This is a genomic window from Rhizobium sp. BR 314 (assembly GCF_047445805.1).
Classification (GTDB): Bacteria; Pseudomonadota; Alphaproteobacteria; order Rhizobiales; family Rhizobiaceae; genus Rhizobium; species Rhizobium lusitanum_B.
The window spans coordinates 32,847-51,155 of the sequence record NZ_JARWLA010000033.1; the positions used below are offsets into that span (position 1 = coordinate 32,847).

Consider the following 18,309-nt stretch of genomic DNA (forward strand, 5'->3'; position numbering starts at 1 on the left):
ACCATGGCAGGCACGAACAGCGAACGTCAACTTCTGGCCGAGGGGCCGGCCGTCATTCTGGTCGAGCCGCAGATGGGCGAGAATATCGGGATGGTGGCGCGCGCCATGGCGAATTTCGGCCTTGCCGAGCTGCGCCTCGTCAATCCGCGCGATGGCTGGCCCAACGAGAGGGCGCAGGCCACCGCCTCCAAGGCGGATCACATCATTGAAGCGACGAAGGTCTACGACACGCTGGAACAGGCGATATCGGATCTCAACTTCGTCTATGCGACGACCGCGCGGGAACGGGACGGCTACAAGCCGGTTCGCTCGCCAGTCGTTGCGGCCGAAACCCTTCGCGCGAAGTTCAAGGCGGGCGAGGGCACCGGTATTCTCTTCGGGCGCGAGCGCTGGGGCCTGACGAATGAGGAAGTGGCGCTGGCCGACGAAATCGTCACCTTTCCGGTCAACCCTGCCTTCGCTTCGCTCAACATCGCGCAAGCCGTGCTGCTGATGTCCTATGAGTGGATGAAATCGGGCATGGAGGATCTTGGTGCGGTGCCGTTCCAGGCGCTGGAACAGCGACCCTCGACGAAGGATCAGCTTTTCGGCCTTTTTGACCAGTTGGAGGAAGCGCTCGATGCGCGCAATTATTTCCATCCCGCCGGGAAAAAGCCGAAAATGGTCGACAATCTTCGCGCAGTCCTCTCGCGCCGGGCGTTTACCGAGCAGGAAATCAGCGTCCTTCGCGGGGTGATATCTTCCCTTGATCGCTTCACGCGGAAGTCTCCGCGCGGTAGCGGTTCGCATCCCCGGCCCGGCAAAACCTCCTCCAAGGCGCCCAAGGAAACCATCAGCGATGACAGCAGCGGCGAATGAGCTGAAACCGATCCTCGTCTTCGATTCAGGAATCGGCGGTTTGACCGTGCTACGGGAGGCGCGGGTGCTGATGCCGGAGCGCGGTTTCATCTATGTCGCTGACGATGCCGGCTTTCCTTATGGCGGCTGGGAAGAGCCGGCGCTGAAGCAACGCGTTGTCGATCTCTTTGCAAAGCTGCTTGCGCAATATGATCCGGAAGTCTGCATCATCGCCTGCAATACAGCCTTCACGCTTGTCGGGGCTGATTTGCGCGCGGCTTTTCCGCAGATGACCTTCATTGGCACGGTGCCGGCGATCAAGCCGGCTGCGGAGCGGACGCGTTCAGGCCTAGTTTCGGTGCTGGCGACGCCAGGCACGGTCAAACGAGCTTATACGCGCGATCTGATCCAGTCTTTCGCCACCCAATGCCATGTCCGGCTTGTCGGATCGGAAAATCTGGCGCGCCTTGCGGAGAGCTATATTCGCGGCGATGCGATTGCCGACGAGGCTGTCATGACGGAGATCGACCAGTGCTTCGTCGAGATGGATGGCCGCAAGACCGATATCGTCGTGCTCGCCTGCACACATTATCCGTTCATGGCCAATATTTTTCGTCGGCTGGCGCCGTGGCCGGTCGATTGGCTGGATCCCGCCGAGGCGATCGCGAGGCGCGCCCGCAGCCTGGTGCCACAAGCGGCCGATGCGGTCCATCCCGACAATTTCGACTTTGCGGTGTTCACGTCAGGTGCGCCGGATTTTCCCACCCGCCGGCTGATGCAGGGTTTTGGACTGAAGGCTTGATGATGACCGACAAGATTTCGTTGCGTAAACTCGAATTTGCCGACATGCCGGCCGCTGCGGCGGTCCACCGCGCGTCCTTCGACGAACGGCTGCCGACGCTTAGCGGCCTTCATACGCCCGAAGAGGATGTCGGTTTCTGGAGCGCCGTCGTCTACAAGGATTGCCAGATCTGGGGCGCAGAAGAGGGCGGCCGATTGGTGGGCGTCATCGCCTTTCTCGAGGATTGGATCGACCAGCTCTATGTTTTGCCCGAGGCCCAAGGGCGCGGCATCGGCGGCCGCCTGCTTGATGTGGCGAAATCCAGCTATCCGGTGCTCTCGCTCTGGACCTTCCAGAGAAATGCGCCGGCGCGCCGCTTTTACGAGAAGCACGGCTTCTTCGTGGTTGACGAGTCGGACGGGGCAGGCAATGAGGAAAAGGAACCGGATGTGCTCTACAAATGGGAAGCACGTCTGCACCGGATGTAATGCACGACCGGTATGAACGGCGGGATTAGCGGGAGTTCGATAGTTGATGTCTTTTGAGAATGCCGAGGCAAGCCATGCGCCTGCGTGAATGCTACAACTTCCATGATTTTCGCCTACTCGCGAAAAAGCGTCTTCCCAGCCCGATCTTCAACTATATCGACGGCGCAGCCGACGATGAGGTGACCCTGCGGCGAAACACATCGAGCTTCGAAAGCTGCGATCTCGTTCCCAACGTCCTGCGTGGGGTGAGTGAGATCGATATGTCTGTCACCGTCATGGGACAAAAGCTCGCGACGCCATTCTACTGCTCGCCGACGGCGCTGCAGCGGCTGTTTCACCATCAGGGCGAGAATGCAGTTGCCGCCGCTGCGGCTTCTCTCGGAACGATGTTCGGGGTCTCTTCGCTCGGCACCGTCAGTCTTGAGGAAATACGCAAGAAGTATCAGGGGCCGCAGGTCTATCAGTTCTATTTCCACAAGGATCGTGGGCTGAACCGGGCGATGATGGAGCGGGCGAAGGACGCCGGCATCAATGTGATGATGCTGACCGTAGACAGCATCACCGGCGGCAATCGCGAGCGCGATCTGCGTACCGGTTTCTCCATTCCGTTCAAGCTCAATCTCGCAGGCCTTACCCAGTTCGCCATCAAGCCTGCCTGGGCGCTGAACTATGTCACGCACGAGAAGTTCCGGCTGCCGCAGCTCGACGAGCATGTGGATATGAGCGGCGGCGCCATGTCGATCGGCAAGTATTTTACCGAGATGCTCGATCCGTCGATGAACTGGAACGACGTTGCCGAAATGGTGAAGCATTGGAACGGGCAGTTCTGCCTGAAGGGCATCATGTCGGTCGAGGACGCCAAGCGCGCCGTCGATATCGGCTGCACCGGCATCGTGCTCTCGAACCATGGTGGGCGACAGCTGGACGGTTCTCGCTCAGCATTCGATCAACTGGCCGAGATCGTCGACGCCGTCGGGCACCGCATCGATGTGATGATGGATGGCGGCATTCAGCGCGGCACGCATGTCCTGAAAGCCTTGTCGCTCGGCGCCAAGGCGGTCGGCCTCGGCCGCTTCTATCTTTATCCTCTGGCTGCCGCCGGTCAGGCGGGCGTGGAGCGCGCATTGCGGCATCTGCGTACCGAAGTCGAGCGCGACATGAAGCTGATGGGCTGCAGCTCCGTCAGCCAGCTGTCGCGGGCCAATCTGCGGTTCAGGTAGATCTCGCAATCGCCTGTGGGTTTTCTCAATCCACGGGCGCGAAGGTTGGAAATCTTTGCTAGAGCAGTTCCAGGAAAAGTGCGCAGCGGTTTTCCGTCCGGAATTGCGTTAAATGAATACGAGATAGAGCATTTTCGCGATTCGAAGAAAAGCGGAAGTGCTCTAGACGGAGGCTCGTCCTTTCAGAATGATGGGACGCAGCCGCATTTGATTCTTGATCATATAGGGGAAGTGCATTGCAGGTCGGCATCGACATGGGAACGGCGTCCGGCGGGACCAGCGCCCAGCTCGATATCGAGGAGCTGCTGGCGACGCGTCTCCTGGTCCAAGGCAATTCCGGCTCCGGAAAATCGCACCTTTTGCGGCGGTTGCTTGAGCAATCCGCGCAGTGGGTACAGCAGGTCATCATCGATCCCGAAGGCGATTTCGTCACGCTGGCCGACAAATTCGGTCATGTCGTCGTCGATGGCGAGCGCACGGAAGCTGAGCTTGCCGGTATCGCCAACCGCATCCGCCAGCATCGCGTCTCCTGCGTGCTGACGCTGGAGGGGCTCGATATTGAGCAGCAAATGCGCGCCGCCGCCGCCTTCCTCAACGGCATGTTCGATGCCGATCGCGAGTTCTGGTATCCGGTGCTTGTCGTGGTGGACGAGGCGCAGATGTTTGCACCCTCTGTCGGCGGCGACGTCTCGGAAGACGCGCGCAAGATGTCGCTCGGCGCGATGACCAATCTGATGTGCCGTGGTCGAAAGCGCGGCCTTGCCGGCGTCATCGCCACGCAGCGCCTGGCAAAGCTTGCCAAGAACGTGGCGGCAGAAGCGTCCAACTTCCTGATGGGCCGCACCTTCCTCGATATCGACATGGCCCGTGCCGCCGACCTTCTTGGCATGGATCGCCGGCAGGCGGAAATGTTCCGCGATCTGAAGCGCGGCAATTTCGTCGCACTTGGGCCGGCGCTTTCGCGTCGCCCGCTGCCGATCGCGATCGGCACGGTGGAAACCTCGGCGCGTTCTTCCAGCCCGAAGCTGATGCCTTTGCCGGATGCGCCGCAGGACGTGGAAGATCTGATCTTCACGCCGGATCCCGAAGAATTTACACGACCCGCCGTTCGCCGCGCCACGCCGGCGCCGCGTCCGACGACCGATATTCTGGCCGAGCTTTCCCGCTCGGTGCCAGCCGCAGGACCGGCACCTTCGGAGTCGAAGGTCAGCCAGCCGGAATTATCGAGCGAGGATCGTGAAGCCAGGGTCAGCGCTGTGCTCTCCGAGATCCTTGACGATCCGGCGTCAGGCTTCCGCACGGATTCGGTGCTCTATCAGGAGTTTCTCGTGCGGTTGCGCATGCGCCGCGTTCCCGGTTCGCCGATGAGCTTGTCGGAGTTCCGGCGCCGCGTGGCGATCACGCGGTCTGGCGCCGACGAAGAGATCATGGCAACCGAACAATGGGCGACGGCGCTCTCGCTTTCTTCCAGCGTCACCGATGATTTGCAGGGCGTTTTCCTGATGCTGGCCAAGGCCGCCATCAGCGGTGAGCCGTGCCCCTCGGACGCGCGCATCGCCCGTGCCTACGGCACCCATTCGGCCCGTCGCGCGCGGCGTCTTCTCAGCTATTTCGAGGAGCAGGGCAGCGTCGTCGTCCACACGGATTTCTCCGGCAAGCGTATCGTCGCCTTCCCGGATATGGGATGCCAGACCGCTCCGGGCGATGCCAATGCGCCTGATCTGGATGGCGGCGAGCAGGCAGCTGCGGAATAGCTGCCCTATTCTCGTTGAAGAGCGCTTGGCGCTGTTGACATTTTCATGACGACCGCTTAGAGACCGCCCAACGCCGGGCAGAAATGTCCGGTGTTTCATTTGACATGTCCCGTGGCTTCGTCCGTTCGCGAACGTGAGAAGCCTGTCAGAGCTCGAAAACGGAGTTCAGAGGAGGGCGTGTTTCCTTCGCGGTTCGGCAACGGGCCGCCACAACACTTTGAAAGGAAATGCGATGAGCAAGCGCGAATCGTCCAAGTACAAAATTGACCGCCGTATGGGCGAAAACATCTGGGGCCGTCCGAAGTCCCCGGTTAACCGCCGCGAATACGGCCCGGGCCAGCACGGCCAGCGCCGCAAGGGCAAGCTTTCGGACTTTGGTGTGCAGCTGCGCGCCAAGCAGAAGCTGAAGGGCTACTACGGCGACCTGCGCGAGAAGCAGTTCCGCGCCATCTTCGCTGAAGCTGACCGCCGCAAGGGCGATACCTCGGAAAACCTGATCGGCCTGCTCGAATCGCGCCTTGACGCGATCGTCTACCGCGCCAAGTTCGTTCCGACCGTCTTCGCTGCCCGTCAGTTCGTAAACCATGGTCACGTCACCGTTAACGGCGTTCGCGTCAACATCGGTTCGTACCGCTGCAAGGCTGGCGACGTTATCGAAGTTCGCGAAAAGTCCAAGCAGCTCGTAACCGTCCTCGAGTCGGTTGCCCTGGCTGAACGCGACGTTCCGGACTACGTCGAAGTCGACCACAACAAGATGGTTGCGACCTTCGCCCGCGTTCCGGCTCTCAGCGACGTACCGTACGCTGTCGTCATGGAACCGCATCTGGTCGTCGAATTCTATTCGCGTTAATAAGCGGATAACTTTCTTGATGAATGAAAAGCCGCTCGGTTCGAGCGGCTTTTTTGTCTTTGGAGCGCCTCATGACGGATTTGCAGGCTATTCTCGACGGCATTCATGCGGAGCTTTCGCCACGCATCGGCGAAGGCAAGGTTGCCGATTACATTCCCGAATTGGCGAAGGTCGATCCGAACCAGTTCGGCATGGCGATCGCAACGGTCAATGGTGATGTCTACAGCATCGGCGATGCTGCAATTCCTTTCTCCATTCAGAGTATTTCCAAGGTCTTCATGCTCACCCTTGCGCTCGGCAAGGTCGGGGAAAGCCTCTGGAAGCGGGTGGGGCGTGAGCCTTCCGGCACGGCCTTCAACTCGATCGTGCAGCTCGAGCGGGAAGAAGGCATTCCCCGCAATCCCTTCGTCAATGCCGGCGCGATTGCCGTCAGCGATGTCGTGCTGGCCGGGCACGAGCCGCGTGAAGCGATCGGCGAGCTCTTACGCTTTGTGCGTTATGTGGCCGACGACGAAACGATCAGCATCGACGACAGGGTTGCGCGCTCGGAGACGCAGACGGGCTATCGCAATTTTGCGCTTGCCAATTTCATGCGCGCCTACGGCAATATCCATCATCCGGTCGAGCATGTGCTCGGCGTCTATTTTCATCAATGTGCGCTGTCGATGAGCTGCCAGCAGCTTGCCAAGGCGGGGCTCTATCTCGCCGCGCGGGGCAGCAATCCGATCACCGGCCATTCAGTCGTTTCGCCAAAACGGGCGCGACGGATCAATGCGCTGATGCTGACCTGCGGCCATTATGACGGCTCCGGCGACTTTGCCTATCACGTCGGCCTACCGGGCAAGAGCGGCGTCGGTGGCGGCATCCTGGCGGTTGCTCCGGGCATCGGCTCGATCGCCGCCTGGTCGCCGGGGCTGAACAAGGTCGGCAATTCGCTGCTTGGGGCCGTGGCGCTTGAAATGCTGGCGGCACGCACGGGCTGGTCGGTGTTCGGCGATTGATACGGTGTCTTCTCGCGCTGCTTTCTGCTATCAGCGTGACGACCTGCAAGGAATGACGGAATGAATATCGCGACGACCGTGAAGGATGAAATCGATATCGAGGCTGAAGATGGCGGCTCTGCCGTTCATCCGATGTTTTCCGAAGCGCCGCGTTCGGTCTCCTTCAACAAGCTTCGCAAGCGGCTGCTGCGGCAGGTTCGCCAGGCTATGGAAGACTTCCAGATGCTGAAGGGGCAGAAGCGCTGGCTGATCGGTCTTTCCGGCGGCAAGGATTCCTATGGTTTGCTGGCGCTGCTGCTTGACCTGAAATGGCGCGGTCTGTTGCCCGTGGAACTGGTTGCCTGCAATCTCGACCAGGGCCAGCCGAATTTCCCGAAACATATTCTGCCCGAATATCTGACGAAGATCGGCGTCACGCATCGCATCGAGTATCGCGACACCTATTCCATCGTGAAGGAAAAGGTGCCCGAGGGTGCAACCTATTGCTCGCTCTGTTCGCGCCTGCGTCGCGGCAATCTCTATCGCATCGCCCGCGAGGAAGGTTGCGACGCGCTGGTGCTCGGCCATCATCGCGAAGACATTCTCGAAACCTTCTTCATGAACTTCTTCCATGGTGGACGGCTGGCTTCCATGCCGGCGAAACTTCTGAATGACGAGGGCGATCTGATGCTGCTGCGTCCGCTCGCCTATGCCGCCGAGGACGATCTCGCCAAATTTGCGACCGCCATGCAATTTCCGATCATTCCTTGCGATCTCTGCGGTTCGCAGGACGGTCTGCAGCGCAACGCCATGAAGGACATGCTTGCTGACATCGAGCGGCGCATGCCGGGTCGCAAGGATACGATGTTGCGCGCGCTGGCGCATGTGAACCCTTCACATCTGCTGGATCCGAAACTCTTCGATTTCGCCGGCCTGATGGCCGCAGGATCCTCTGCGGAGCCATCTGACGCCGGATAAGTGGTTTCGCCACACCACTGTCATCGAATCGGGCATAAGAGGAGGCCCTTCCAAAACAAAGGCTTCCGATGACTTTCTCCGATACAGATCTCGACTACCTGATGACAATCGTCGCCGAAGCGGCGGCGCAGGAAATCATGCCACGGTTCCGCAATCTGGGCGCCGATGACATATCGGAAAAGACCTCGGCTATCGATCTGGTGACCGAAGCCGATTTGCTGGCGGAAAAGCACATTACCGTAGCGTTGAAGGCGCATTTCCCGGGCGCCCTTATCGTTGGAGAAGAGGCTTACGAGACCAACAAGTCCGTGGTGTCGGCGCTCGCACATGCGGATCTCGCTTTTACGATCGACCCGGTCGACGGCACGTTCAATTTTGCGGCCGGGCTTCCCGTTTTCGGCACGATCGTCGCCGTGGTCGCTAAAGGCCAGACGATCGCAAGCGTCATCTATGATCCCGTTCTCGGCGATACGATAACCGCGATACGCGGGGCCGGTGCTTTTCTTCGCCGGCAGGCGGGGCAGGCGAGGCGACTTTCCGTTGCTCCGGCGGCACCTTTGAGCGCGATGACCGGGGCCATATCCTGGGGGCATATGAAGGAGCCTGACCGGTCCCGCATCGGTGGGAATCTGCGGAAGGCCCGCATGGCTTTCGCGCTGAATTGCTCTGCCTATGAATATTGGATGGTGGCGTCAGGCAAATGGCACTTTATCGGTCATTCCACGTTGATGCCCTGGGATCATCTTGCTGGGGTACTGGTGCACCAGGAGGCTGGCGGCTATACGGCAAAATTCGACGGCACACCCTACCGGCCCGGCGAAACGACCGGCGGCATAATCTCTGCGCCGGATGAACATAGCTGGCACATAATTCGCCGCGAAATCATCGGCGACTGACAGGAAAGGACCAATCATGACTTCGCTGGTTGACGTTACCACACTTGCCCATGTGTTGCGCCGCGCGGCGCAGACGGAGATCCTGCCACGTTTCCGCAGGCTCGGCAGTGACGACGTTCGCGCCAAGAGCGAAGCCACCGATCTGGTCACCGAGGCTGATGAGCGTGCCGAACGGATGGTGAAGGCCGAGGTTTCGCGACTTTGGCCGGAAGCCTTGTTCATCGGCGAGGAATCCGTCGCGGCCGACCCGGCGCTGCTCGACAAGCTGAAGGAAGCCGATCTTGCCATCATCGTCGACCCCGTCGACGGCACCTTCAACTTTGCTTCCGGCATTCCCGCTTTCGGTGTAATGGCTTCGGTCATCTCCAAGGGAGAGACGGTCGCCGGCATCATCTTCGATCCGATGGGTGACGACTGGGTGCTTGCCGAGCGCGGCGGCGGCGCATGGCTGCGCCGTCCCGACGGCGAAATGCTACGCCTGAAAACCACGCAGGCCGTGGCACTGGAGGACATGGTCGGCATGGCGTCGACAGGCTTCCTGCCGAAGGAGAAGCGGGCGGAGATCATGGGCAATCTCGCCAAGGTCCGCTACTCCACTAACTATCGATGCGCCGCGCATGAATATCGCACGCTTGCCGGCGGCCACGTTCACTATCTTATGTATAACAAGCTGATGCCCTGGGATCATCTGGCCGGTTCGCTGATCTCGCAGGAAGCTGGTGCCTATGTGCGCCGTTTCGACGGCACGCCCTATCTGCCGCATCATCTCGACGGCGGGTTGCTGATCGCGGTGGACAAGGGATCCTGGGAATTGCTGCGTCGCGAAGTCTTCACCGTGTGACGGACCTGCAACGCGGCTACTTGGAAACTGGAGCCGGGCGGGCTATCCTTGCCGCGTAGGCAAGCAGCCTGGTCGGCCCTTGCCAAAGGATGAGGCAGATGTCCGAAACGAGCCGCAAGCTTACCACCATTTTCTGCGCCGACGTGCAGGATTATTCGCGCCTCATGGGAAAGGACGAGGAGGGTACGCTTGCGACCCTCCGCCGCTATCGTGACGCCATGAAAAGGCTGATCGAGGTGCGTGGCGGTCGGGTCATCAATACCTGGGGTGACGGCGTTTTTGCAGAATTTCCAAGCGTTGTCGAAGCGGTGCGGGCGGCGATCGACGTTCAGAACGAGCTGGCCGGGTACAACGCCGCCATGGACGCCGAGAAGCAGATGCTTTTCCGTATCGGCCTCAATTTGGGCGACGTGATTGCCGATGGCAACGATCTCTATGGCGATGGCGTCAACATAGCTGCGCGACTGCAATCGCGCGCTGTTGCCGGCGGCATTGTCATTTCCAACACGGTTTACGATCAGGTCCGCAACAAGGTTGCGGTCGGCTTCGATTTTCTCGGCCAGCTGGATGTCAAGAATATCGACGGTGGCGTGCCGAGCTATGCGGTGCGGGTCGGCGGCGTGCAGGTTGCCGACACCACTTCGGACTATCGGGCCGCACCGGAACCCTACCGCGCGCCTGAGGCTTCTATCGGTGAGCCCGTGATACAAGATTGGCGGCGGAGCTTTGGCGTGCCGCTAGTCATCTGCATCGGTCTTGCCATGCTCAATGGGCTGAGCTGGCATGGAGAGTTCTGGGCCAAATGGCCAATCCTCGCCATTGCATGGGTGGCTGCGCTTCGCTTTGTTCGTAGCAATAAGCAGATCGATACGGCCATTGCCGCGCTTGCCGTTACCGGTGTCGGCATCGTCATGATCAATCTCTTCACATGGCATGGAACGCCATGGGCAATCCTGCCATTGCTCGGGCTCGGTATCGCAGCTGCGCTGCGCTGGGTAAGCCGCCCACGCAGCCGCGTCTAGGATTACACGTCCAATATTGGCGGCCCGTCGGACTAGACGTGACCCATGCCCGGCTCCAGCGCCGGCGTATCGCCGGGATGGGTGAAGAGCTTGCCCCGTTCGGCCCATAGCGTTGCCAGGATCGTTAGTGCACCGAATATGGTGAAACCGGCGATCATCGGCTGGGCGGTCCCATCGAACATCTGGCCGACGATGCCGCCCAGGAGAACGCCCACCGTGGTTGAGACCGAGCTGGTGATCGCAGCCGCCGTGCCCGCCAGGTGTCCCATCGGCTCCAGGCTGATGGCCATGAAGTTGGTGGTGATGACCGCAAACATCATCAGCATGACCGAGATCAGCACATAGATGAACGTGAAGCTCGGCTGGCCGAACATGCCTGCGACGTAGCCGATGGCGCCCAGAACGGTGAAGATGATCATCGCGGCATGCGATATGCGCCTCATGCCGAAGCTGCGGACGAAATAGCCGTTTGCGAACTGCGCGACGGCCGTGCCGGCTGCCGTTGCCGCAAAGGCGATCGGGAACGAATCTCCGAGGCCGTAGACTTCGCCGAATACCTGCTGCACCGAGACGATGTAAGAGCAGATCACGCCGGTATAGAGCGTAAGTCCGATCATGTAACCGCAGGTGATGCGGTTCGTCAGGACCGTCTTGAAGCCGGAAAGAACGGAAGCGACGGAGAGCGGCAGACGCTCTTCCTTCGGCAGCGTTTCCTTCATGCGGAAAAAGGCCACCAGAACGAGGCCGGCGCTGACGATGCCGAGCAGGATGAAGATCCACTGCCAATTGGAATAGGCAACAATCACCTGGCCGACGAAAGGCGCCACCATTGGCATGATCATGAAGACGATCATGACATAGGACATGACACGCGCCATTTCGCGGCCGCCGAAGCAATCGCGGACAATCGCCAGTGTCGTGATGCGCACGGCCGCGGCGCCGACGCCCTGTGCAAAGCGCATCGCGAGCAGTGCGAAAAGGCTGCCGCTCCAGGCCGCAGCAAAGAGGGTTACCGTATAGAAGGCCAGGCCACCGAGCAGGATGCGCCGCCGGCCATAGGTGTCCGACAGGCTGCCGAAGAAGAGCTGGCAAATGCCGAAGCCGAGGAAATAGACGCCGATGACGAGCTGGGTGTCATTGGGATTGGCGACATGGAGCGACTGGCCGATGTTCGGCAGTGCCGGCAACATGCTGTCTATGCCCATGGAGATGCTCGCCGTCATCAGGGCAATCGTGATGATGAACTCGACGATGCCGAGGCCGATGCGGTTGGCGCCAGTTGGCGCCGATGTTTTCTGTTCTTGAGGCGGGGTCATATGAGTTTGCCTATCAATGCAAAGCGAGGGACTGGTCAGCCGGCGGCGGCGCATTGTGCGGGCGGAACAGCTTTCCCTTTTCGGCGATCAGCACGAAGACGACGCCGATGAGGGAAACGGTGAAATAGCCGATGACCATCGGTGTTGCCGTGCCGTTGTAAAATTGCCCTATGCATGCGCCGATCGACGCGCCGCCAACCGTGCTCATGAAGCCGAGTACGGAGGATGCCGTGCCGGCGACGTGGCCGAGGGGTTCCATCGCGAGAGAGTTGAAATTGGAGCCGATCCAGCCGAACTGGAACATGGCCAGCGCGAAAAAGATCATGAACAGCGGGAATGGCATCGGTGACGGTCCGTAGAGCTGCACCAGCAGCCAACAGAAGGTGATGCCGACAAAGCCGAGCAGCGCCGTGTGCGACAGCCTTCGCATGCCGAACCTACCGACGAACTGGGAGTTGACGAAGGACGAGAGTGCCATGAAAGCCGCCACGCCGCCGAACGCCAGCGGTGTATAGGCGCCGAGGCCGTAGATATTGTTGTAGATCTGCTGCGCGGAATTGATGAAGCCGAACAGCGCGCCGAAAAGGAACGTGCTGGCGATGGTGTAACAGAGCGCAACGCGGTTCGTCAGAACGATCTTGAAGCCCGATGCGACGGACTTGATCGTCAGCGGACGCACGTTTTCCGGCTTCAGTGTCTCGGGAAGCCGGAAATACATCCATGCGCCCACGAGCATCGCCATGACGCCGATAAAGACGAAGATCATGTGCCAGGTGCTGACCAGCAGGATGATCTGGCCGCTTCCCGGCGCGATGACCGGAACGATCATGAACACCATCATGATCAGGGACATCACTTCGGCCATGAGGCGGCCGCCGAAGACGTCACGGACGATGGAAATGGTAATGACGCGGGTTGCTGCCGAGCCCAGGCCCTGGATAAAGCGAAGGGCGAGCAGACCGCCGAAGGACGGTATGAGCGCGATGCCGAAAGCGGAGACAACGTAGATTGCAAGGCCGATCAGCAGCGGCAAGCGACGGCCGAAACGATCCGACAGCGGACCGTAGATGAGCTGTGCACCACCGAAGCCGATCAGGTAGGCCGTCACCACGAACTGGCGATGATTTTCGTTCAGCACGCCAAGGCTGGAGCCGATCTGCTGAAGGGCAGGGAGCATGATGTCGATTGCAAGCGAATTGGTTGCCATCAGGAAGGCCGCAAGTGCGATAAACTCGCGCTTGCCCATGGGCAGTTGCCCATGGGACAGAGCCTGGGATGAAGTCGTCACGGTATTATTCCCATAAACATATCAAGGCGCTGCTCGGCAGCAGCGCCTGATCGATCGAACTGGACTATGGAAACCGGACGAAGAGCCCGGTGACCGGTCAGGCGGCGCCGCGAACGCTGATGCCGTTTTCCTGAAAATGCTGCTGCAACTCGCCTGCCTGGAACATCTCACGGACGATATCGCAACCGCCGATGAACTCGCCCTTCACATAGAGCTGCGGGATGGTCGGCCAATTGGAGTAGTCCTTGATGCCCTGGCGGATCTCGGCGTCGGCAAGGACGTTGATGCCCTTATAGTCCACACCGATATAATCAAGAATCTGCACGACCTGGCCCGAGAAACCACATTGCGGGAACTGGGGCGTGCCTTTCATGAAGAGAACGACGTCGTTGTTCTTTACTTCGTTGGCGATGAATTCCTGAATGCCGCTCATGTCCAGTTCCTTTCACATGCGGAGTCAAGGTCCGCAGCGTTAAAATCCGTTCTCTAAATAGCAAGCGACCGACGTGATTTCCAGCGGCAAAACGTCGTCGTCTTCTTTTTCATCGCATGAATGATTCCGGGTGGCGCTGTTAAGGAAGACGGCGAAAATGATTCATTGGCATTTTTTTCTGAACAGTGCGTTTTGAAAACGGCTCTTCAACTCGATAGGCGAACAACGCATATGGGGAAAACATAAGGGACGATTAAGATTAGGCTGCTACTTAATTTACATGCGGCCGGTTTGTTTGTTAGAGTTCGTCGATTGATGCGATTTGGCACGTATCGGTCCCTTATGAGCACGGCATTCGCATTTTTTGAGGGAGCGAACACCATGAGCCACCATCACTATTCTGACGGGCAGGTTGGTGAGGAACGGGAATTCTATAGTTCTGACGATACGAGCGAAGGCGAACGGGAATATTATGAGCATGTCCGTACGCCAAGAGCCTCGGTGCTGAACAGCACGGTAACCGTGAGCGCAATCGTGCTCATTCTGAGTGTCGTCTTCGGCTACCGAGCCTCGATCACCCCAACGCAGCAACCGGCCGTCGCGCCGATCGTACAGAAGATCATGACCGAACCGGCTTTGGACTCTTGTGCTGAGGTTTCTCCGTATCCACGCCGGGAATGCTAATATTCATATAGCTCAATATCGTCACCGCATGGTGATCCGGAGAGGGCGCAAGGCCGAGCTATGTCCGTTCGCGGGGCGAGGCACCTTGCCGCCGAGTACTTGATCTTATCTTTTTGTTTTTAGACGATTTGTCTTGTGTTGCCATGAAAAAGCCGGCAGCCCGTGGTCTTGGCTGACGTCCAGCATTCATCGATGTACTGGCGCACCCCGGGGACAGACTAAAATATGAACAGGATCAAGAAGAGGGTGGTTCTCCACTTCCCTGGCTTCGAGCCGTTGGATGCTGCCGCGCATCGGGCTCGTTACGAGCGTTCGGCTCGCCAGAGCGCGGCCGTATGGAACTTTTCCGCCTCTGTCGACGAATTGAAAAATTTCGGACGCGCGCCCTATTTCGACGTCGTTGCGGCGGCGGCGGATTGGCAGACGCAAAGCCGCGTCCATATCGTCGATCACAATGATTTGGTTGCCGCGCTGAACGGCCGGCCATTCTTCATACGATTGCTGAACGGCTATCTTGCGGCGGCGAGGGTCGCCCTTAGCGGCGGCATGGTCGGCTATTTTCGCCATGCGTGGCGTTTCGGCCTGTTCTTTATTTTTCCGTTTCTGCTGATGCTTTGCGGGTTGGCGATTAGCCTCTCCATCGCCTTTGCACCATTCCTGTTCGGCTTGCCATCCTGGAGCCATATCGGCAGCATTGCCTTGGCGGTTGCGTTCTTCGTCTACGTTTTCCTGCCGCAGGCGGAGAAGCTGCATACGCTGCACCTGTTCTCCGACTGGGAGATGGCGGTGGCAATGGCTGGATTGAACAGGCTCGCTGCCGAGCAATGGCTGGAGGCGAGCGCGCTTAGTGTGCGGCAGGCGTTGGAAGAACCCGACGTCGACGAATTCGTCATCTCCTCGCACAGCATGGGCTCATCCGTTGCGACGCACGTGATCGGTCTGCTGTTGGAGCGGGAGCCGGGACTGCTGCAGGGCAAACAAGTGGTGTTCATGACGCTTGGCAGCGCCATCCTGCAATGCGCCCTCATGCGTCCGGCCTCGGTGCTGCGCGCACGCGTCGGATTGATCGCGCGCTGCAGGGAGATCTTCTGGCTCGACATTCACTGTCTGACCGATGCGATCCATTTCTACAAAGCGAAGGTTGCCGCCGTTTGCGGGCATCCGGATGCCGAGCAGGCGTCGATCCTTTTCGTGCGTTTCAAGCAGATGCTGACAGCGCAACACTATGCCAAGATCAAGCGCGATTTTCTGCGGGTTCACCGGCAATATGTGCTCGGCCCGGATGTGAAAGCGTTCTTCGATTTCACGTTGATGACGGCCGGCCCGCTGCCGACCTCGCATTTCGCTGAGTTTTCCCTGAAGAAAATGCCGGAGCTGACATTCAACTCCGGCGACGAGGCGCAGGCGCTCTCAATCGGGCGCTGAGGTCTGTAGCGCAAGGGCGTGCAGCACCCCGCCCATATTGCCCTTTAGGGCATCATAGACCATCTGGTGCTGCTGCACGCGGCTCTTGCCGCGGAAGGCTTCCGCGACAACTTCTGCAGCATAGTGATCGCCATCCCCGGCCAGGTCGCGAATCGTTACCTTGGCGCCGGGAATGCCGGCCTTAATCATGTCTTCGATATCGCCGGGGTTCATGGGCATAAGTGGTACCTCGATCTATTCAGCGGCAGCGAGGGCGCTGCCATCCATGAAGGCAGGAAACCACGATTCATGCGCTTCGCGCAACTGTTCAACCGGAAGTGACAACAGGCCATCGACAACCAGTGCGTCGCCACCGACCGTGCCGAGACGACGGAAGGGCACGCCGGCGCTTTCTGCATTGATGCAGACGAAATCGGCGACATCGGCCGGAACCGTGATGATGTAGCGCGCCTGATCTTCGCCGAACAGTGCCGCATGCGGCTGCGTCCGGCCTTCGCTGAGATCGATGCGCAGGCCCTTATGCGAGGCCATCGCCATTTCGGCAAGGGCGAGTGCCAGACCACCGGAGGAAATGTCGTGGCAAGCCGTGACCTGGCCGTTGCGAATTGCGGAGCGCACGAAATCACCGTTGCGGCGCTCGGCGAAGAGATCGACTTCCGGCGCGGGGCCATCGGTCGAGCCGATGATATCGCGCAGATAGATAGATGAGCCGAGATGGCTGCCGTCGAGACCGATCATGACGACGTGATCGCCTTCCGACGCGGAACCGATGCGAGCCATCGTCTTCCAGTCCGGCAGCAGGCCGACGCCGGCAATCGTCGGAGTCGGCAGAATCGCGACGCCGTTGGTTTCGTTGTAAAGCGAGACGTTGCCGGAGACGATCGGGAAATCGAGCGCCCGGCATGCTTCGCCGATACCCTTAATGGCGCCGACGAACTGGCCCATGATCTCCGGCTTTTCGGGATTGCCGAAATTCAGGTTGTCGGTGGCAGCCAGCGGCTCGGCGCCGGTTGCCGTGATGTTGCGCCAGCACTCCGCCACCGCCTGCTTGCCGCCTTCAAAAGGATCCGCTTCGACATAGCGCGGCGTGACGTCGGAGGAGAAGGCCAGAGCCTTGCTCGGATGGCCTTCGACACGCACGACGCCGGCATCGCCGCCGGGAAGCTGCAGCGAATTGCCCTGGATCAGCGTGTCGTACTGCTCGTAGACCCAGCGGCGGCTGGACTGATTGGCGGAACCAACGAGCTTCAGCAGCGCCTGGCCGTAATCTTCCGGAGCTGCCACGAGGTCAGCGGGCAGGGCGGCGCGCTTGTCGGATTCCCGCCATGGGCGGTCATATTCCGGAGCCTGGTCGCCGAGATCCTTGATCGGCAGGTTGGCGACTTCTTCGCCCTGATGGATGACGCGGAAGCGCAGATCGTCCGTCGTCTTGCCGACGATCGCGAAATCCAGTCCCCACTTGACGAAGATCGCCTTGGCGATAGCTTCCTTTTCCGGCTGCAGCACCATGAGCATGCGCTCCTGGCTTTCCGACAGCATCATTTCGTAGGCCGTCATCCGCTCTTCGCGCACCGGCACTTTGTCGAGCTCGAGCTCGATGCCGAGGTCGCCCTTGGCGCCCATTTCGACGGCCGAGCAGGTGAGGCCGGCCGCACCCATGTCCTGAATGGCGATGACGGCGCCGGTCTGCATCAATTCCAGGCAGGCTTCCAGCAGGCATTTTTCGGTGAAGGGGTCGCCGACCTGAACGGTCGGACGCTTTTCCTCAATCGATTCGTCGAACTCTGCCGACGCCATGGTCGCACCACCGACACCGTCGCGGCCGGTCTTGGCGCCGAGATAGACGACGGGGAGGCCGACGCCCTTGGCTTCGGACAGGAAGATGGCGTTGGACTTGGCAAGGCCGGCCGCAAAAGCGTTGACCAGGATGTTGCCGTTGTAGCGCGCATCGAATTCGACTTCGCCGCCAACAGTCGGAACGCCGAAGGAATTGCCATAGCCGCCGACACCGGCGACAACGCCGGAGACGAGGTGGCGCGTTTTCGGATGGTCGGGCTCGCCGAAGCGCAGTGCGTTCATGGCAGCGACAGGGCGAGCGCCCATGGTGAAGACGTCGCGCAGAATGCCGCCGACGCCGGTCGCAGCGCCCTGGTAGGGCTCGATATAGGACGGGTGGTTGTGGCTTTCCATCTTGAAGACGACGCAGTCGCCGTCATCGATGTCGACGACGCCGGCGTTCTCGCCCGGGCCCTGGATAACGCGCGGACCTTTCGTCGGCAGCGTGCGGAGCCACTTTTTCGAGGATTTGTACGAGCAGTGCTCGTTCCACATCGCCGAGAAGATGCCAAGTTCGGTGAAGGAAGGTTCGCGGCCGATCAGATCCAGAATGCGCTGATACTCATCCGGCTTCAGGCCGTGGGCGGCAATCAGTTCGGGGGTGATCTGGATCGTATTGGAAATGGTCATGGGCGCTCGAGTGTCCTTGCCTGTAAAGGGTTTGAAGGCCGGTCAGGGGA

At 59.9% G+C, this 18,309-nt stretch carries 18 protein-coding genes; 13 read left to right on the forward strand and 5 right to left on the reverse strand.

Annotation, left to right across the window (positions count from 1 at the left end):
- Positions 1-3: 3 nt before the first annotated feature.
- From QD461_RS28760 to QD461_RS28810, 11 genes are all read left to right on the forward strand, one after another.
- Positions 4-858, forward strand: coding sequence for an RNA methyltransferase (locus QD461_RS28760; RefSeq protein ID WP_414090643.1), 855 nt, complete (start codon positions 4-6; stop codon positions 856-858).
- Positions 839-1,639: a glutamate racemase gene (gene murI / locus QD461_RS28765; protein ID WP_199150404.1), complete on the forward strand. Its 801-nt coding sequence runs from the start codon at positions 839-841 to the stop codon at positions 1,637-1,639. Before QD461_RS28760 ends, murI begins: the two co-directional genes overlap by 20 nt.
- A 2-nt stretch (positions 1,640-1,641) precedes the next feature.
- The gene (locus QD461_RS28770) at positions 1,642-2,106 is read left to right on the forward strand and encodes an N-acetyltransferase family protein (RefSeq protein ID WP_414090682.1); all 465 of its coding nucleotides are present in this window, start codon (positions 1,642-1,644) and stop codon (positions 2,104-2,106) included.
- A gap of 74 nt (positions 2,107-2,180) precedes the next feature.
- The gene (locus tag QD461_RS28775) at positions 2,181-3,326 is read left to right on the forward strand and encodes an alpha-hydroxy acid oxidase (protein WP_414090644.1); all 1,146 of its coding nucleotides are present in this window, start codon (positions 2,181-2,183) and stop codon (positions 3,324-3,326) included.
- A 236-nt stretch (positions 3,327-3,562) separates the two neighbouring features.
- The gene (locus tag QD461_RS28780; protein WP_184704118.1) at positions 3,563-5,080 is read left to right on the forward strand and encodes an ATP-binding protein; all 1,518 of its coding nucleotides are present in this window, start codon (positions 3,563-3,565) and stop codon (positions 5,078-5,080) included.
- A 232-nt stretch (positions 5,081-5,312) separates the two neighbouring features.
- The gene (gene rpsD / locus QD461_RS28785) at positions 5,313-5,930 is read left to right on the forward strand and encodes a 30S ribosomal protein S4 (RefSeq protein ID WP_004108946.1); all 618 of its coding nucleotides are present in this window, start codon (positions 5,313-5,315) and stop codon (positions 5,928-5,930) included.
- 71 nt (positions 5,931-6,001) lie between these two features.
- Positions 6,002-6,931, forward strand: coding sequence for a glutaminase (locus QD461_RS28790; protein WP_184704119.1), 930 nt, complete (start codon positions 6,002-6,004; stop codon positions 6,929-6,931).
- Positions 6,932-6,991: 60 nt separating this feature from the next.
- Complete coding sequence (gene ttcA, locus QD461_RS28795; RefSeq protein ID WP_414090645.1) at positions 6,992-7,888, forward strand: tRNA 2-thiocytidine(32) synthetase TtcA; 897 nt, start codon at positions 6,992-6,994, stop codon at positions 7,886-7,888.
- Between the two features lie 68 nt (positions 7,889-7,956).
- Entirely contained in the window at positions 7,957-8,784 is an 828-nt protein-coding gene (locus tag QD461_RS28800; protein WP_414090646.1) for an inositol monophosphatase family protein, read from the forward strand.
- A gap of 16 nt (positions 8,785-8,800) precedes the next feature.
- Positions 8,801-9,625 carry an inositol monophosphatase family protein gene (locus QD461_RS28805; RefSeq protein WP_414090647.1) on the forward strand — a complete coding sequence of 275 codons (825 nt, stop codon included), beginning with the start codon at positions 8,801-8,803 and terminating at the stop codon, positions 9,623-9,625.
- Between the two features lie 98 nt (positions 9,626-9,723).
- On the forward strand, positions 9,724-10,647 hold the full coding sequence (locus tag QD461_RS28810; protein ID WP_414090648.1) for an adenylate/guanylate cyclase domain-containing protein: 924 nt from the start codon (positions 9,724-9,726) through the stop codon (positions 10,645-10,647).
- A gap of 32 nt (positions 10,648-10,679) precedes the next feature.
- On the opposite strand, the gene QD461_RS28815 is transcribed toward QD461_RS28810, so the two are convergent.
- The 3 genes from QD461_RS28815 to grxD all read right to left on the reverse strand — a co-directional run bounded on the left by QD461_RS28815 (position 10,680) and on the right by grxD (position 13,684).
- On the reverse strand, positions 10,680-11,963 hold the full coding sequence (locus QD461_RS28815) for a multidrug effflux MFS transporter (RefSeq protein WP_184704130.1): 1,284 nt from the start codon (positions 11,961-11,963) through the stop codon (positions 10,680-10,682).
- Positions 11,964-11,976: 13 nt separating this feature from the next.
- On the reverse strand, positions 11,977-13,209 hold the full coding sequence (locus tag QD461_RS28820) for a multidrug effflux MFS transporter (RefSeq protein ID WP_184704280.1): 1,233 nt from the start codon (positions 13,207-13,209) through the stop codon (positions 11,977-11,979).
- A gap of 139 nt (positions 13,210-13,348) precedes the next feature.
- Positions 13,349-13,684 carry a Grx4 family monothiol glutaredoxin gene (gene grxD, locus QD461_RS28825; RefSeq protein ID WP_184704132.1) on the reverse strand — a complete coding sequence of 112 codons (336 nt, stop codon included), beginning with the start codon at positions 13,682-13,684 and terminating at the stop codon, positions 13,349-13,351.
- Positions 13,685-14,065: 381 nt separating this feature from the next.
- On the opposite strand from grxD, the gene QD461_RS28830 reads away from it, so the two are divergent.
- Positions 14,066-14,368: a hypothetical protein gene (locus QD461_RS28830; protein ID WP_414090649.1), complete on the forward strand. Its 303-nt coding sequence runs from the start codon at positions 14,066-14,068 to the stop codon at positions 14,366-14,368.
- A gap of 225 nt (positions 14,369-14,593) precedes the next feature.
- Positions 14,594-15,793, forward strand: coding sequence for a hypothetical protein (locus tag QD461_RS28835; RefSeq protein ID WP_414090650.1), 1,200 nt, complete (start codon positions 14,594-14,596; stop codon positions 15,791-15,793).
- Here the strand turns inward: QD461_RS28835 and QD461_RS28840 are convergent.
- Positions 15,779-16,012, reverse strand: a complete 234-nt coding sequence (locus QD461_RS28840; RefSeq protein ID WP_004108912.1) for a BolA family protein — start codon at positions 16,010-16,012, stop codon at positions 15,779-15,781. The genes QD461_RS28835 and QD461_RS28840 overlap by 15 nt on opposite strands.
- Positions 16,013-16,027: 15 nt before the next feature.
- Positions 16,028-18,259, reverse strand: a complete 2,232-nt coding sequence (gene purL / locus QD461_RS28845; protein WP_414090651.1) for a phosphoribosylformylglycinamidine synthase subunit PurL — start codon at positions 18,257-18,259, stop codon at positions 16,028-16,030.
- Positions 18,260-18,309 lie beyond the last annotated feature (50 nt).

Bases quoted from the DNA above. Each gene is read 5' to 3' on its own strand.
- QD461_RS28760 (WP_414090643.1), top strand. From the start codon at position 4: ATGGCAGGCACGAACAGCGAACGTCAACTTCTGGCCGAGGGGCCGGCC.
- murI (WP_199150404.1), top strand. From the start codon at position 839: ATGACAGCAGCGGCGAATGAGCTGAAACCGATCCTCGTCTTCGATTCA.
- QD461_RS28770 (WP_414090682.1), top strand. From the start codon at position 1,642: ATGACCGACAAGATTTCGTTGCGTAAACTCGAATTTGCCGACATGCCG.
- QD461_RS28775 (WP_414090644.1), top strand. From the start codon at position 2,181: ATGCGCCTGCGTGAATGCTACAACTTCCATGATTTTCGCCTACTCGCG.
- rpsD (WP_004108946.1), top strand. From the start codon at position 5,313: ATGAGCAAGCGCGAATCGTCCAAGTACAAAATTGACCGCCGTATGGGC.
- QD461_RS28790 (WP_184704119.1), top strand. From the start codon at position 6,002: ATGACGGATTTGCAGGCTATTCTCGACGGCATTCATGCGGAGCTTTCG.
- ttcA (WP_414090645.1), top strand. From the start codon at position 6,992: ATGAATATCGCGACGACCGTGAAGGATGAAATCGATATCGAGGCTGAA.
- QD461_RS28800 (WP_414090646.1), top strand. From the start codon at position 7,957: ATGACTTTCTCCGATACAGATCTCGACTACCTGATGACAATCGTCGCC.
- QD461_RS28805 (WP_414090647.1), top strand. From the start codon at position 8,801: ATGACTTCGCTGGTTGACGTTACCACACTTGCCCATGTGTTGCGCCGC.
- QD461_RS28810 (WP_414090648.1), top strand. From the start codon at position 9,724: ATGTCCGAAACGAGCCGCAAGCTTACCACCATTTTCTGCGCCGACGTG.
- QD461_RS28815 (WP_184704130.1), bottom strand. From the start codon at position 11,963: ATGACCCCGCCTCAAGAACAGAAAACATCGGCGCCAACTGGCGCCAAC.
- QD461_RS28820 (WP_184704280.1), bottom strand. From the start codon at position 13,209: ATGGGCAAGCGCGAGTTTATCGCACTTGCGGCCTTCCTGATGGCAACC.
- grxD (WP_184704132.1), bottom strand. From the start codon at position 13,684: ATGAGCGGCATTCAGGAATTCATCGCCAACGAAGTAAAGAACAACGAC.
- QD461_RS28830 (WP_414090649.1), top strand. From the start codon at position 14,066: ATGAGCCACCATCACTATTCTGACGGGCAGGTTGGTGAGGAACGGGAA.
- QD461_RS28835 (WP_414090650.1), top strand. From the start codon at position 14,594: ATGAACAGGATCAAGAAGAGGGTGGTTCTCCACTTCCCTGGCTTCGAG.
- QD461_RS28840 (WP_004108912.1), bottom strand. From the start codon at position 16,012: ATGCCCATGAACCCCGGCGATATCGAAGACATGATTAAGGCCGGCATT.
- purL (WP_414090651.1), bottom strand. From the start codon at position 18,259: ATGACCATTTCCAATACGATCCAGATCACCCCCGAACTGATTGCCGCC.